At 70.0% G+C, this 13,294-nt stretch carries 13 protein-coding genes; 7 read left to right on the forward strand and 6 right to left on the reverse strand.

From position 1 onward, the window contains the following. Positions 1 to 120 precede the first annotated feature (120 nt). Positions 121 to 357, forward strand: a complete 237-nt coding sequence (locus tag E3O50_RS00950; RefSeq protein WP_134449371.1) for a hypothetical protein — start codon at positions 121 to 123, stop codon at positions 355 to 357. A 37-nt stretch (positions 358 to 394) separates the two neighbouring features. Here E3O50_RS00950 and E3O50_RS00955 read toward each other — a convergent pair whose 3' ends face one another. After that, positions 395 to 1,312 (reverse strand): NADP-dependent oxidoreductase, encoded by a 918-nt coding sequence (locus tag E3O50_RS00955; protein WP_134449370.1) that lies wholly within the window; start codon positions 1,310 to 1,312, stop codon positions 395 to 397. A 231-nt stretch (positions 1,313 to 1,543) separates the two neighbouring features. Here E3O50_RS00955 and E3O50_RS00960 point away from each other — a divergent pair, with 231 nt between their 5' ends. Then, positions 1,544 to 2,482, forward strand: coding sequence for a phosphodiesterase (locus E3O50_RS00960; RefSeq protein WP_277870859.1), 939 nt, complete (start codon positions 1,544 to 1,546; stop codon positions 2,480 to 2,482). Here E3O50_RS00960 and E3O50_RS00965 read toward each other — a convergent pair. The 3 genes from E3O50_RS00965 to E3O50_RS00975 all read right to left on the reverse strand — a co-directional run bounded on the left by E3O50_RS00965 (position 2,479) and on the right by E3O50_RS00975 (position 7,146). Beyond that, positions 2,479 to 4,305, reverse strand: coding sequence for a stealth family protein (locus E3O50_RS00965; protein WP_134559912.1), 1,827 nt, complete (start codon positions 4,303 to 4,305; stop codon positions 2,479 to 2,481). The genes E3O50_RS00960 and E3O50_RS00965 overlap by 4 nt on opposite strands. Positions 4,306 to 4,502: 197 nt before the next feature. Continuing rightward, positions 4,503 to 4,931 (reverse strand): DUF1761 domain-containing protein, encoded by a 429-nt coding sequence (locus tag E3O50_RS00970; RefSeq protein ID WP_134449367.1) that lies wholly within the window; start codon positions 4,929 to 4,931, stop codon positions 4,503 to 4,505. 49 nt (positions 4,932 to 4,980) lie between these two features. After that, positions 4,981 to 7,146 (reverse strand): DUF255 domain-containing protein, encoded by a 2,166-nt coding sequence (locus E3O50_RS00975; protein ID WP_134559914.1) that lies wholly within the window; start codon positions 7,144 to 7,146, stop codon positions 4,981 to 4,983. Positions 7,147 to 7,244: 98 nt separating this feature from the next. On the opposite strand from E3O50_RS00975, the gene E3O50_RS00980 reads away from it, so the two are divergent. After that, positions 7,245 to 8,186 carry a hypothetical protein gene (locus E3O50_RS00980; RefSeq protein ID WP_134559916.1) on the forward strand — a complete coding sequence of 314 codons (942 nt, stop codon included), beginning with the start codon at positions 7,245 to 7,247 and terminating at the stop codon, positions 8,184 to 8,186. Between the two features lie 66 nt (positions 8,187 to 8,252). Continuing rightward, a complete protein-coding gene (locus E3O50_RS00985; RefSeq protein WP_134559918.1) occupies positions 8,253 to 9,320 on the forward strand; it encodes a hypothetical protein in 1,068 nt (355 codons plus the stop codon). Between the two features lie 116 nt (positions 9,321 to 9,436). On the opposite strand, the gene pnuC is transcribed toward E3O50_RS00985, so the two are convergent. Together pnuC and E3O50_RS00995 are read right to left on the reverse strand one after the other, a co-directional pair. Then, entirely contained in the window at positions 9,437 to 10,117 is a 681-nt protein-coding gene (gene pnuC / locus E3O50_RS00990; RefSeq protein ID WP_134559920.1) for a nicotinamide riboside transporter PnuC, read from the reverse strand. Beyond that, positions 10,114 to 10,776, reverse strand: coding sequence for a PadR family transcriptional regulator (locus tag E3O50_RS00995; RefSeq protein ID WP_134559922.1), 663 nt, complete (start codon positions 10,774 to 10,776; stop codon positions 10,114 to 10,116). The genes pnuC and E3O50_RS00995 overlap by 4 nt, the downstream gene beginning before the upstream one ends. A gap of 118 nt (positions 10,777 to 10,894) precedes the next feature. Here E3O50_RS00995 and E3O50_RS01000 point away from each other — a divergent pair, with 118 nt between their 5' ends. The 3 genes from E3O50_RS01000 to E3O50_RS01010 all read left to right on the forward strand — a co-directional run. Beyond that, a complete protein-coding gene (locus tag E3O50_RS01000) occupies positions 10,895 to 11,983 on the forward strand; it encodes an aromatic ring-hydroxylating dioxygenase subunit alpha (RefSeq protein WP_134449361.1) in 1,089 nt (362 codons plus the stop codon). A 15-nt stretch (positions 11,984 to 11,998) separates the two neighbouring features. Further along, entirely contained in the window at positions 11,999 to 12,982 is a 984-nt protein-coding gene (locus E3O50_RS01005) for a PDR/VanB family oxidoreductase (RefSeq protein ID WP_134449360.1), read from the forward strand. A 48-nt stretch (positions 12,983 to 13,030) separates the two neighbouring features. Beyond that, positions 13,031 to 13,294 (forward strand): aldehyde dehydrogenase family protein (locus tag E3O50_RS01010; RefSeq protein ID WP_134564538.1); only part of this gene is annotated, 264 nt, incomplete at its 3' end.

Here is a 13,294-nt window from a genome sequence, read left to right on the forward strand (position 1 = left end):
AATTCAACTGCTGTGATGTTGAAGGTACACCGTGCGGGGACTCCCGCGAACCACCGCTGCACAAGTGCCCGCCGCACGCTAGCCCTTGACTCGGCGGGGACGCGGCGTACCGTGACTGGCATGTTTGCTGCACACCACGGTCGGCACGTCGCCGACAAGGACCATCCCGCACGCGGGACCACGTCGCGGGGCGCCCACCCGGCCGGTGCCGAGGGCTTCAGCGGACTCGAGGGCGACTTCGAAGAGGAGCGCCGCCGGGCCGCGAGCGCCCAGGCCGAACCCTCCGAACCCTACGAGCAGGACACCGTGACCCGGCCCACCCTTCCGGGAACCACCGAGGGACTGACTCACCCCTGACCCACCCCTGATCCGCCCCGCTCAGACCAGGGCGAGCTCAGACCAGGGCGAGCACGACCTTGCCGCGCACGTGCCCGCCCATCAGGTAGCGGTAGGCGTCCGCGACCTCCTCGAGCGGAAATACCCGGTCGACCGGCAGCACCACGTCCCCGCTCGCGATCCGGTTGGCGAGGGCGGCCAGGTCGCCAGGGCGGACCGCCTGCCCACCGACGCCGGTGATGCCGGCATCGGCCCGGTGGCCGCGCGCGGCGATCGTATTGATGCGGCCGCCCGGCACACCGAGTTCGAGGGCGGCGTCGATCGTGGCGGGACCGCTGTTGTCGAGCGCAGCCGTCACCCGGGGTACGAGCGCGCGTACCCGGTCGGCGAGACCGGGGCCGTATGCGACGGGGATGACGCCGAGACTGCGGAGGAAATCGTGGTTCGCCGGGCTCGCGGTTCCGACAACGGCCGCGCCGGTGCGCACGGCGAGCTGCGCGGCAAGGACGCCGACTCCCCCGGCGGCCGCACTCACGAGCACCGTGTCGTCTCGGGTCAGCGCCAGCGAGCGCACCGACGCCGTCGCGGTGCGGCCCGCGATATCGAGGGCCCCGGCAGGGACGAAACCGAGCGCATCCGGTTTACGGATGACGGCGGATGCTTCGACGACGAGCCAGTCGGCCTGGGCGAACATCCGCGAGCCGCCGAGCACGGCGTCGCCGACGGCCCAGCTCGTCACGCCGGCACCGAGTCCGTCGATGACGCCGGAGAAATCATTCCCGTTGCCGCTCGGCAGGACGACACTGTACGCGCCGGCGGCCGGACCGCCGCGGAGGATCTTCCAGTCCACGGGATTGAGCCCCGCGGCGTGCACCCGCACCCGCACCTGGCCGCGGCCGGGGGCAGGCGGATCGCCGGTGATCACCCGCAGGACTTCCGGGCCGCCGAATTCGGAGAAACGCACGAAACGAGCCATGCGCCCAGCCTATTCAGGGCGCGCAAGACCCGGCACCCCTCGGATGCGGCGGCGCTCGCGGACGGGCTTCCGCTGCCCGCGAACGGCCGGGCCCCGCCGGCTCTTCTCCGGTCCCGTCGGCATGTTCGTCTGGAATACACCGGCCGTTCAAGGTCGGCTGGTCGAATATTCGGAGTAGAGTCAGTCGACTCAACGATGAGTGCAAACAGTCCCGACGAATGGAAAGTTCATTTGAACCTGCGAACGGCCGAATACCCTAGGCCGGACTATTTCCTGCTCCACCTCAGCGATACCCATGTTCTGGCCGATGGCGGCAGGCTCTACGACCAGGTCGACAGCGCCCGGCACCTCGCCGAACTCTTCGCCGAGGTCGAGGCATCCTCTGGCCGTCCCGACGCCATCATCATCACCGGCGACCTGGCCGACAAGGGCGAACCGGATGCCTACGCCCTCGTCCGCAGCATCGTCGAGCCGGCCGCCGCCCGCCTCGGCGCCCGCGTGATCTGGGTGATGGGCAACCACGACGACCGCTCGGCCTTCCGCGCGGAACTCCTCGGCCAGCCCTCGTCGACAGCACCGATCGACCGCGTCGACTACATCGGCGGCCTCCGCATCATCACGCTCGACACCTCGGTGCCCCACCAGCACTTCGGCACGGTCACCGACGCCCAGCTCGCCTGGCTCACCGAGGAACTCAGAGTTCCCGCTCCCGACGGCACCATTCTCGCAATGCACCACCCGCCCGTTCCGAGTGTGCTCGACCTCGCCGTCTCCGTCGAGCTCCGCGGCCAGGCCCGCCTCGCCAAGGTGCTCCGCGGCACGGATGTCCGCAGCATCATCGCCGGACACCTGCACTACTCCTCGACCGCGATGTTCGCCGGCATCCCGGTGTCGGTGGCCTCGGCCACCTGCTACACGCAGGACCTCAACGTGCCCGTCGGCGGCACGCGCGGCCGCGACGGCGCCCGCGCGTTCAACCTCGTGCACGTCTACCCGGACACCGTGCTGCACTCGGTCGTACCGCTCGGCAGCTACGCCCCCCTCGACTACATCGACCCGGAGGAGAGCGCCCGCCGCCTCGCCGCGTCGGGCATCACGATCATGGGCGCGGGCACTCTCCCGGCGCTCCGTGAGCCGCCGATGACCACGCCGATCCCGGTTCTGGGCTAAGCGGGCCGCGGCGCCTGGCCGAGCGCGATCGCGACTGCCGCACCGGCGAGTTCGCCCGATTCCGCCGAGATGCGCCGGTGCGACTGCCCCTCTCGGCCGAACCGGGCGAACTCGGCGCCCGGGGAGACGCTGTCCGTGGCGGCAGGCGTGCCGCTCGCGGTGGCCTGCGCCTCGCGCTCCCACGGCGCGACGATCGGGAAGTACTGTTCGAGGAACTCGGTCACGGCCGCGCGGCGCACCTCGTCCGAGATCTCGGGGAAGCTGCCGTCGTTGAGGCAGAACATGTCCTGGTCGCGGCGCTTGCGGAGCTTGTTCATCTGGCGCAGCGCGAGCTTGAGCGTCGTCTCGATGTAGAGCGACCTGGCCTGGGTCTGCTCGACCGCGCGCCCGGTGGTCAGCGCGTAGTAGTGGTAGAGCGAGTTCGTCACGGAGATGTCGGTCGCCGAACGGAACTGGCTCGCCGCGGTGCGGGCGAAGTCCTCGGGGAACTCCGCCTCGAGCTCGAGCAGGACGCTCTTCCGCATCGGCACCGCCGTGTGCTCGAGGTGCCGGGTCGTGACCTTGCCGAAGCGCTCGCGGAGCAGCGCCCGGTTGACCCGGGCGGCGTTCTCGAACCCGCTGCGGCTCGGGTCGTTCTCGCCGAGGCCGATCCGGGTGGATGCCTCGATGAACTTCGTGACGCCGCCCGGCGAGAAGAACAACTCCGGTCCGACCGGGCGGCCGAAGAACATGTCGTCGTTGGAATACAGGAAGTGTTCGGCGAGCCCGGGGATGTGGTGCAGCTGGCTCTCCACGGCGTGCGAGTTGTGGGTCGGCAGCACGCTCGGGTCGGGGAAGAAGTCCTCGCTGTTCATGATCGTGACGCGCGGGTGCTCGGCGAGCCACTCGGGCGCCGGCGAGTCCGTCGCGATGAAGATGCGGCGCACCCAGGGCGCGAACATGTAGACGCTGCGGAGGGCGTACTTGAGCTCGTCGATCTGCCGGAAGCGGGCGTCGGACTCGTCGCCGCTGCCGACGACGTATGCCTTCATCCGCTTGGCGCGTTCGCGCTGGAAATCGCTCGAGGAGCCGTCGACCCAGGAGAAGACCATGTCGATGTCGAAGCTCACGTCGCTCGCGAGATCGTCGAACATGTGCTGCAGGGTGCGCCAGGTGCGCCCATACAGGGTGATGGTGGTCTCGCGGGCCTCGCCACGCGGCATCCGCTTGCGCATCAGGGAGTTCTCGACCGGGGCGACGATCTCGTCTTCGCCGAAGAACCAGAGCTCGAACTGGAACGCGGTCTCGGCGCCGTACCGGAGGCGGCCGATCGGTTCGATGCGCGGGCGGTAGACCCGGAACACGGATGACTTGCGCAGGGTGGTGAGGGCGCCGTCGGCGAGCAGGAGGGGCTGGGTGAGGTGCCCGTCGAGGGGCTTGGCGTAGAAGGGGTCGTTGGAGAATGCCTCGGCGAGCGCGCGGGTGATGTGCTTGCGGCGCTTGCGATCGACGGCGAGGACCGGGCGGTCGTGATCGCCGCGGACGAGCAGGAAGTCGATGCCGGCGGCGTCGAGGGCGTGGGCGATCGCGAGAAGGTCCCTGACCATGGACTCGTGCGGGGTGAAGTGGCCGTTGATGAGGGCGATTTCGCCCTTGCGCACGACGACGTCGTCGCGGTCGAAGCGGCGGGTGCGGGCGTCCGGGGAGAGCAGGACCAGTTCGGGTTCCGTGCTCAGCGAGAGCACGGGGTTGGCGGAGTTGGCGGTGCCCGGAGCGCTGGCGGTGCCGGCCGGGCTCACCGGGACGACCGACGGCTCTGCGGCTGAACGATCGACGGTAACCATGGTCCTCCTCGGGAAATGGGAACACTCATCAACGGGGCAACCGTGTGTTGCCGGGGAGAGTGCGTCCGGTACGTGCCGGCGGCCGCGACCCGGTCTGAGCCGGGAACCGGCAGCCGACAGCAAGCGGTAGCGTTCCTCCCAGTCTACGTTGCCCGGCGACCCGCCCCGATGACGGCGCCGGGACCTCCGGCGCGGGTTCAGAGGGAGTTGATGCCGATCAGGCCGATGATCAGGGCCATCACCTCGAGGGTCACGAGCTCGTGGGCCAGGTTGAGCACGGTGAGCCCGGCGGGGCGCCGGTCGAAGACGTCGTGGGTGACCATCCGGGCGGCGGTGAAACCTGCCCAGAGGATCAGCGCGGTCAGCAGCGCGTTGGCGAGGAAGCTGCCGCCGTAGAAGTTCTGCGTGATCGCGATGGCGCCCGCGAGCACCCACGCGGTGACGAAGCTCACGAGGACGGTGATCACGATGGGAGCGACCGCGTTGCCGCGCATGCTCTCCTCGTCATGGCCGACCGTACGCATCCAGTACCCGCCGAAGACCCGGCGCGAATACCAGACCGACCCGACGGCCATGCTCGACGCGGTGGCGAGCAGTACCGCCCAGATGTTGATCTCGGGAACCATGAGGGATCCTCTCGCTGATTCCGCCGGTGGCGGAGGGGATGCCTCGATGTTAGGGCGACGCGGGCCCGTCGGGAGAGATCTCCCCGGATGTCTCCCGGATCGTTAGCTCCGCAGGGTCGGTCACCGGCACGCGGCAGACGAAGTCGCGGCAGAGGTACGCCGTCGGCCGGTCGCGGAGCGGAACACGGCCGGCGAAGAGGTCGAATCCGGCGGCGGCGAGTGTGCGGGACTGGGTCGCTGTGACGGATGCGATGACGCCGGTCGCCCGCTGCCTCGCGCTGTCGACGAGTGCCGTCACGCTCACGGCAGCGGGCACATCGAAGAAGGAGGGTGCGGCCGAGAAGTCGGGCTCCCCTGGCTCGTCGAGGTCGGCGTCACCGCTGGGTTCCGCCGCAGCGGCCCGGTCGTCTGGCGCGACGAGCACGAGCTGTTCCACGGGGGCGATCAGTGCGGAGCAGAGCTGCAGGACGGCACCGAAGGCGAGCGGGCGTTCCGCGGCACGGGCGAGGAACGGGACGACCGCCGTGACCGCTGCATCCCGGTACTTCTCCGACTCGGTCATCAGGTACAGCAGCTGAGCGGCGCCCGCGGCGGCCGAGCGTCCGGACGGGTATGCGCCCTCGGAGGGGTCGACCTCGAGGGCGAGTCCCTGGCCGACCAGCACGGTATCGGAGCCGCCCGGGACCCGGAACCGTGCGGCGGCCGTGTCGGCGGTCGCGGCAGTGTCGGTGGTCGCGGCAGTGTCGGTCGTCGCGGCCGTGTCGGTGGTCGCCGTTAGCGTGCTGTCCACCAGGAGGCGCGCCGCGGACGCGTAGCGTTCCTCACCCGTCACGAGTGCCAGTTCGAGGAGTCCCCGTGCGAACATCCCGAAGTCCTCCAGGGTAGCCCGCGCCGTCGAGGACCGGCCGGCGATGGAGGCTCGCACGAGCACCGGCCCGTCACCTGCGGAGTCGGCTGCGGATTCTGCTGCGGATTCGGCTTCGGCTTCCACGGTGAGATGCCGGGACAGCAGGTAGTCGGCGGCGCGGGCCGCGGCATCCGTGTAGCGGGAATCACCGAACGCGAAACCGGCGCGGGCGAGCGCGCCGATCGCGAGGCCGTTCCAGCCGGTGAGCACCTTCTCGTCGAGGGCGGGGCTGGGCTGCGTTCGCCGGGCGTCGATGTCGAGGGCGTAGTAGCCGCCCTCGACGCGGCGTCCGGCGACGGTGCTCTCGGAATCCTGGGCACTCGCGAAACCGCCGTCGGGCAGCTGCAGCACGGAGAGGAGAAACTCGGCGACGCCCTCGGCGACCGTGCGCGCCCACTGTTCCCCGGTCAGTTTCCAGGCCTGGGTGTAGAGGTCCAGGAGCTGGGCGTTGTCGTAGAGCATCCGCTCGAAGTGGGGCTCGCTCCAGTCCCGGTTGACGGCGTAGCGGAAGAATCCGCCCTCCACGGGGTCCCGCAGCGGGGAGGCGCCCATCCGTTTGAGGGTGCGCAGGGCGAGGCTGCGGCCGGATGAGCGGTCGAGCAGGAACGCGAGGACGGGGGCGACGGGGAATTTCGGCGCCCCGCCGAACCCGCCGTACCGGGTGTCCTCCGTCACGGCGAGGCCCTCGACGATGCCGTCAAGCACGCTGCCCTGCGGCAGCAGGTTCCGCGGGCCGACTCCCCCGACATCGTTGCCGTCGACACCATCGAAAGCAGCGACGGCGGCATCGGCGAGCTCCTGCTGTCTGGCGGCTGCGGCGAGCGCGTCTGCGACGAGAGCGCCGGTCTCGGTGACCTCGGCGCGGCGGTCGGTCCAGGCGTCCGTGACGGCTTCGAGCACCTGCCGGAACGCCGGTCGGCCGGGAACGGCGGTCGGCGGGAAGTACGTTCCCGCGTAGAAAGCACGTCCTTCAGGGGTCACGAAGACGTTGAGCGGCCAGCCGAGGCCGTCGACGAACGCGCTTGCTGCGGCGAGATAGGTCGCGTCGACCTCAGGATGCTCCTCCCGGTCGACCTTGATGCTCACGAAGTGCGCGTTGAGGTAGGCGGCGAGGTCGGGATCGCTGAAACTCTCCCGCGCCATCACGTGGCACCAGTGGCACGTCGAGTATCCGATCGACACGAGCAGCGGAAGGTCGCGCGCCCGGGCCTCGGCGAAGGCCTCGCTGCCCCAGCCGTGCCAGTCGACCGGGTTGTCGGCGTGGGAGCGCAGGTACGGGCTGATCGCATCGGCAAGACGATTCGGCATGGTCCCATTGTGCCCCGACCCCGCAACGGGCAATCGAACCGGTGACGCCGCGCCCGACTGGTTACAGTGGACACACCTCGACCGATGGGAGCCGCGGGATGACAACGGAGTCTGTCGCGCTGCGGCTGCACGCCGCGGCCTCAGCGGATGCCGCCCTCGCCTCCGACCTCCGCGCCGCCTACCGGGGCCGGCACGACGTGCTCGACGCACTCTGGTGGCGGGCGCACCCGCTCACCGGCACCCCGGGCGGGCGACCGGATCCCGCCGCAGAACTGCCCCGGTTGCAGGCCGCGGTGTACGCGCGCCCGGGCCCGGACGGCTCCCTCGAGGCGAGTGAGCGGCGGCTCCACGACCTCACCGCCCAGCTGCGGCAGGACGCGACCGACCTCGAGGCACTGCTGGTGCTGTTCCCCGACGGCGCGGCCTCCCCCGACGCCGTCCACTCCCGGGGCACTCGCCCCCTCGATGCTGCCGGCACATCCGACGCCGACGCGACCGCACGTCCCGCCCGCGCGTTCCGCGGGCCGACCCGCCGGCGCAGCGTGCTCCTCGTCGCGGCCGGGTTCCTCCTCGGCGGGATCGCCGTCGCCACGACCTCTGCCCTGTTGTCCCTCGGCGGCCCGGTGAGCGGCCCGGGCACCGAGCCGGCGGCATCCGCTTCGCCAGGGCTTCTCGCGCTCTTCGACCAGCCGCCGATCCCCGACCAGACCACGATCGATCTCGGTCCCGAGTTCCGGCGGGATTCGATCCACGCGATGTTCGTCGAGCGCGAGACCAGCTCCTTCGTGTACGTCGCGCGGCGGGGCGACGACCTCTACTGCGTCATCCTGCGCACCCAGGGCCAGCAGGGCGCGAGCGCGTGCGTCGGCCTCGCCGAAATCGCCCGCCGCGGCCTGACCCTCACGGCGACGGTGCCGGTCAATCCCTTCACCCTCGGCAAGGACTCCCTCGAACCGGCGGGCGCCCTCGCTGACGTCACGATCAGGATCAGTACCGACGGCGTCGTGTCGAGCGAGACCGCCCCGCACCCCACTTCCTGACCGGCAGCACCTGTTCCCGGCGGCGCACTCGCTAGGGTGAGTGTCACAACCGTCGGGGGGGCCGGAATGGTATTCGAGATCAGCGCAGAGTCCGAGCAGCAGCGGCAGGCCGGGCGACTGCGCGAGGCTGCCCAGGCGGATGCCGCGCTCCACGAAGTCCTGCGCCGCGGCTACCCGGGTCGCCACGACGTGCTCGACGCCCTCTGGTGGCGGGCGCATCCGCTCACGGAGACGCCGGCCGGCCGGCCGGACCCCGCTGCCGAGCTCCCGGAGTTGCAGGCGGCGGTGTACTCCCGTGCCCGCTCGCCCGAGTCGGCTTCCGAGGACGAGCAGCGTCTCGCGGCCCTGCAGCTGGCGCTCGGCCGCGACACCGCCGACCTCGACGCACTCCTCGGCCAGTACCCCACCCTCGAGGCCGGCGCGCTCGCCAAAACCGGACCATTCCTTCCCGCGAGAGTACGAAAAGTGCCCTTATCGGACCCCGATACGGGCACTTTTCGTACTCTCGCGGAGGGAGGAGCGGATGCAGCGGCGGGAACCGCAGCGGGCCCGGGGCCGGAAGCCGCGGCGCCGCGACGCCTGCGCGTGCTGCGCGCAGGAGCGCTGGTGCTGGCGGGTGCCGCGGTCGGGGTGCTCGCCCTGCTCGTTCTGCAGGCGAGCGGTCTGGCCGGCGCAACGGATGCCTCTGGCGGCGCTACCCCGACGGCCGGAGCCTCCGAGACGGCCGGGCCCGCCGCATCCGCCGGAAACCTGCTCGGGGTCTTCGACCAGCCCGAATTCGTGCCCGACGACACCACGCCCGCCCTTGGCGGCGAGTACACCTCGGTGCACAGCCTTTTCGGACCGGTCCTCGAAACGGGACTGCCGTACAGTGTCTTCGCGGCACGGCTCCGTGACGACCAATACTGCCTGATCCTCCGCAACGCCGACCTCACCGGCACGAGCGCGTGCACCACGCTCGACGAACTCGCCGGGAGCGGGCTACACCTCAACGCCACGGTCATGGGCTCGCTCGGGACGGCAGGCCCCCTCACCGTTTCGGACGCCTACGACCAGCTGATCGACGTCAGCGTCGATTGGACCGCAGACGGAATGAGCTCATCGAGCGGCCCGCACCCTAGCGCGGACGGGTAGCCCGGGCGCCGAGTACCGCCACACCCGCCGAGGATCGCCCGCACACCGGGTCGTCTGGGCGGAACCGGCGACACTCGACCGTGGTCGGCCGCGGCGAGGCTCGTCAAGCGGGCGGGTCACGCCGTGCCCGTGAGTTCCTTCTCGACGAAGTCCCTGCGGCGGCGTTGCACCCGCATCCAGATGAAGAAGCCCGTGATCGTGAACGCCCCGTAGAACACGTACAGGATCGCCGAGGCGTAGTACCCGGCGCTGACCAGGAGCGGTACCCCGACGATGTCGACCGCGACCCAGATCAGCCAGAACTCGGTCCAGCCCTTGGCCATGCCGTAGGTCGCGAGCAGGGAGCCCGTGAAGATCCAGGCATCAGCCCAGACCGGTTCGAAGGAGCCGAGGGCACGGAAGATCGGGGTGAGCACGAGGGTGCCGGCGACCATGCCGAGGCCGAGCAGGATGCGGGTGCGGTTGCCCGCCCAGTGCGGCACGACCGCGGCGCGAACGGTGGAGTGGCGGCTCCGCGACCACTGGATCCACCCGTAGATCGACACGATGATGAACATCACCTGTCGGCCGGCCTGGCCGAGCAGGTTCACCGGGTTGGGGGTACCGAAGACGGCGCCGAGGAACACCGTGAACAACAGCGCATTGCCCGCCATGCCGACCGGCCACGCCCAGACCTTGCGGCGCATTCCACCGACTGCGCTCAGTATCCCGAACGCGTTGCCGATCACCTCGCGCCAGAGGATGGTCTGCGTACCGATCTGAAGTTGCGCGTCGAACAGCCACTCAATCGGATTCACAGGTCAACTTCCTCGCCGGGGCTGGTCCCTCCGCCTTCTTCCAACTTACCGCGAACGCTTTCGGGCGGCTTCGGCTCAAGCTCGTCGGCCAGGCGCAGCCCACGCTCGGCCCACCCGATTTCCTGCTCGGCCCGGGCGATGAGCCCCTCGTAGGCGAAGAGCTTGTACGCCGCGATGCGCGGCCGCTCGGACTCCGGGCTGATCAACAGTCTCTGGACGAAGATCGGATGCGTACGGTCCCGGATCGCGGCGAACTGGCCCTGCCACTGCTCGCGCAACCCGGCCCAGTGCCGCACGTGCGCCCGGAGCTGCTCCCGGACCGAGTCCGGGTCGGCCCACTCGAAGTACGCCGCACGCAGGTGCGCCGGGTCTCGCTCCCGCGAGTACTCGACCGGTTCGGCCATCCACGCACGGAACGCCTGCTCACCTAGCGAGGTGATGTGGTAGACCCGCTTCGTCGCCTGGGTCGCCTGGGTACTCCGGGCAACTGCCGTCGCCTCGATCAGTCCCCCGGTTTCCATCCGGCGCAGTTCCGGGTAGATCTGCGAGTCCGGGGCGCTCCAGACGTGCCCGACCGAGCTGTGGAAGGACTTGGCGAGGTCGTAGCCCGTCATGGGCTGCGCCGTCAGGAGCGCGAGGAGGGCGTAGCGCAGGCTCATGGTTTGATTCTGGTCCCTGAAAGGGTCTTGTGGTTTCACTATCGACATAGGTATTGTTGCCCTCCATTGACCTATCGCTGTGATGCCAGGTGCATGATGTCCGGACGAAGGAGTCCCGATGAAGGAAACGACCGTCGACAAGATCCTCGGCCACCCGCTCAACGCCTGGTACGTCGCGGCCTGGGACCACGAGGTCAATCGCAAGCCGCTCGCGCGAACCGTCGCGAACCGTCCGCTCGCGCTGTACCGCACCGAGGACGGTGACGCCGTCGCCCTCGCCGACGCGTGCTGGCACCGGCTGGCGCCGCTCTCGATGGGCAAACTGGAAGGCCGGGACGGCATCCGCTGCCCGTACCACGGCATCCTCTACAATTCGGCGGGCCGCTGCGTCTCGATGCCGGCACAGGAGACCATCAACCCGAGCGCAACGGTCGCGTCCTTCCCCGTCGTGGAACGGTACCGCTACGTCTGGGTGTGGCTCGGCGATGCAGCCCTGGCCGACCCGGAGCTCGTGCCCGACATGCACCAGATGGATGACCCGGAGTGGGCAGGAGACGGCCTGACGATCTCGGTGGACTGCAACTACCAGCTGGTGCTCGACAACCTGATGGACCTGACCCACGAGGAATTCGTGCACAGTTCCTCGATCGGCCAGGAGGCGCTGAGTGAATCCGAGTTCACGGTGCACCATGACGAACGGACCGTCACCGTGGAACGCTGGATGCTCGGCATCGACGCTCCCCCGTTCTGGCTGAAGAACATGCGCGACAAGTTTCCCGGCTTCGAAGGGAAGGTCGACCGCTGGCAGATCATCCACTTCGAATCGCCGACCACGATCAACATCGACGTCGGTGTCGCGCGGGCCGGCACCGGGGCGCCGCAGGGCGATCGAAGCCAGGGCGTCAACGGCTATGTGATGAACACGATCTCGCCCGTCACCGACCGTTCCTCCCGCTACTTCTGGGCGTTCATGCGCAATTACCGGCTCGAAAGCCAGGTGATCACCACCCAGCTGCGCGACGGGGTCTCCGGCGTCTTCAGGGAAGACGAGGACATGCTCGTCGCCCAGCAGGCCGCGATCGACGCAAACCCCGACTACGAGTTCTACAGCCTGAACATCGACGCGGGCGGGATGTGGGTGCGGCGGCTGATCGAACGTCAGCTCGCGGCGGAGGGACGCCTGCCCGCGCCCGTCGCTGCCGGCTGAGCGGCGGCGACGACGATGGCAACGTCCCACGCGGCGGTCTGGCAGCGCGCCACGGTCGTCGACTCGACCGCCCTCACCGACGACATCCGCCGGATCGTGCTCGCGCCCGACCACCCGGCCAAGGTCGACGCCGGCGCGCACATCGACGTGCGCGTGCCGATCGGCGGGGTTCTGGACCGCCGGTCGTACTCCGTCGTCGACGCCGGCCCCGACGGCCGGACCCTGGCGATCAGCGTGCTCGACTCGCCGCGGTCCCGCGGCGGCGCGCGGGCGATGCACGCCCTCCGGCCCGGCGACACCGTCGAGATCACCCAGCCGATCGTCGACTTCCCCCTCCGCGTCGGAGCCGCGCACTACGTGCTGCTGGCCGGCGGCATCGGCATCACTGCGGTCATGGGCATGGCGAGGGTGCTCCGGTCGGTCGGCGCCGATTACACGCTCGTCTACGCCGGGCGCAGCCGGCCGGCGCTGGCCTACGTCGAACACGTGCAGAACGCGCACGGCGACCGGCTGAGACTCCACATCACCGACGAAGGCAACCCGCTCGACGTCACCGAGCTCGTCGGCGGGGTCGAACCGGGCACCGAACTCTACCTGTGCGGTCCGATCAGGCTGATGGACGCCGTTCGCCGGGCCTGGATCGAACGCGAGCTCCCCTACCCCGACCTCCGGTTCGAGACCTTCGGCAACAGCGGCTGGTTCGCCCCCGAGGACTTCGTCGTGCGCATACCGCGGATCGGCGCCGAGGTCACCGTCCGGGCGACCGAGACCATGCTCGAGGCGCTCGAGGCCGCTGAGGTCGACCTGATGTTCGACTGCCGCAAGGGTGAGTGCGGACTCTGCGAGGTGCGCGTGCTCGACCTCGACGGAGACATCGACCACCGTGACGTCTTCTACAGCGAGCGCCAGAAGGACTCCCGCGGCACGATGTGCTGCTGCGTCTCCCGAGCCGTCGCCCCGCCCGGCGGCACCGCCGTCGTGACAATCGACATTTCCTGATCCTCCGCACCCCTACCCAACCGCAATCACCCTGAAGGAGAACCGCCCATGACACTCACCGTGAACGAGACCGCGACAACCCCGTTCCTCGACCCCGCGGCGTGGTCGGGGAAGATCTACATCAACGGGGAGTGGGTCGCCGGGTCAGGCGGCGATCTCCCGGTCATCGAGCCGGCGACCGGCGACGAGATCGGCCGGATCGGGATCGCCACCCCCGTCGACGTGGCCAGGGCCGCCGCGGGCGCGGCCGCGGCGCAGAAGGCCTGGGCCGCGACCGCGCACCCGGTGCGCGCCGCCGTGCTGCGCCGGGCC

The sequence above is a fragment of the Cryobacterium sp. MDB1-18-1 genome, from assembly GCF_004402735.1.
GTDB classification, from domain to species: domain Bacteria; phylum Actinomycetota; class Actinomycetes; order Actinomycetales; family Microbacteriaceae; genus Cryobacterium; species Cryobacterium glucosi.

Coding starts and splice junctions, on each gene's coding strand:
- E3O50_RS00950 (WP_134449371.1), top strand. CDS start 121: ATGTTTGCTGCACACCACGGTCGGCACGTCGCCGACAAGGACCATCCC.
- E3O50_RS00955 (WP_134449370.1), bottom strand. CDS start 1,312: ATGGCTCGTTTCGTGCGTTTCTCCGAATTCGGCGGCCCGGAAGTCCTG.
- E3O50_RS00965 (WP_134559912.1), bottom strand. CDS start 4,305: ATGGTTACCGTCGATCGTTCAGCCGCAGAGCCGTCGGTCGTCCCGGTG.
- E3O50_RS00970 (WP_134449367.1), bottom strand. CDS start 4,931: ATGGTTCCCGAGATCAACATCTGGGCGGTACTGCTCGCCACCGCGTCG.
- E3O50_RS00975 (WP_134559914.1), bottom strand. CDS start 7,146: ATGCCGAATCGTCTTGCCGATGCGATCAGCCCGTACCTGCGCTCCCAC.
- E3O50_RS00980 (WP_134559916.1), top strand. CDS start 7,245: ATGACAACGGAGTCTGTCGCGCTGCGGCTGCACGCCGCGGCCTCAGCG.
- E3O50_RS00985 (WP_134559918.1), top strand. CDS start 8,253: ATGGTATTCGAGATCAGCGCAGAGTCCGAGCAGCAGCGGCAGGCCGGG.
- E3O50_RS00995 (WP_134559922.1), bottom strand. CDS start 10,776: ATGAGCCTGCGCTACGCCCTCCTCGCGCTCCTGACGGCGCAGCCCATG.
- E3O50_RS01000 (WP_134449361.1), top strand. CDS start 10,895: ATGAAGGAAACGACCGTCGACAAGATCCTCGGCCACCCGCTCAACGCC.
- E3O50_RS01005 (WP_134449360.1), top strand. CDS start 11,999: ATGGCAACGTCCCACGCGGCGGTCTGGCAGCGCGCCACGGTCGTCGAC.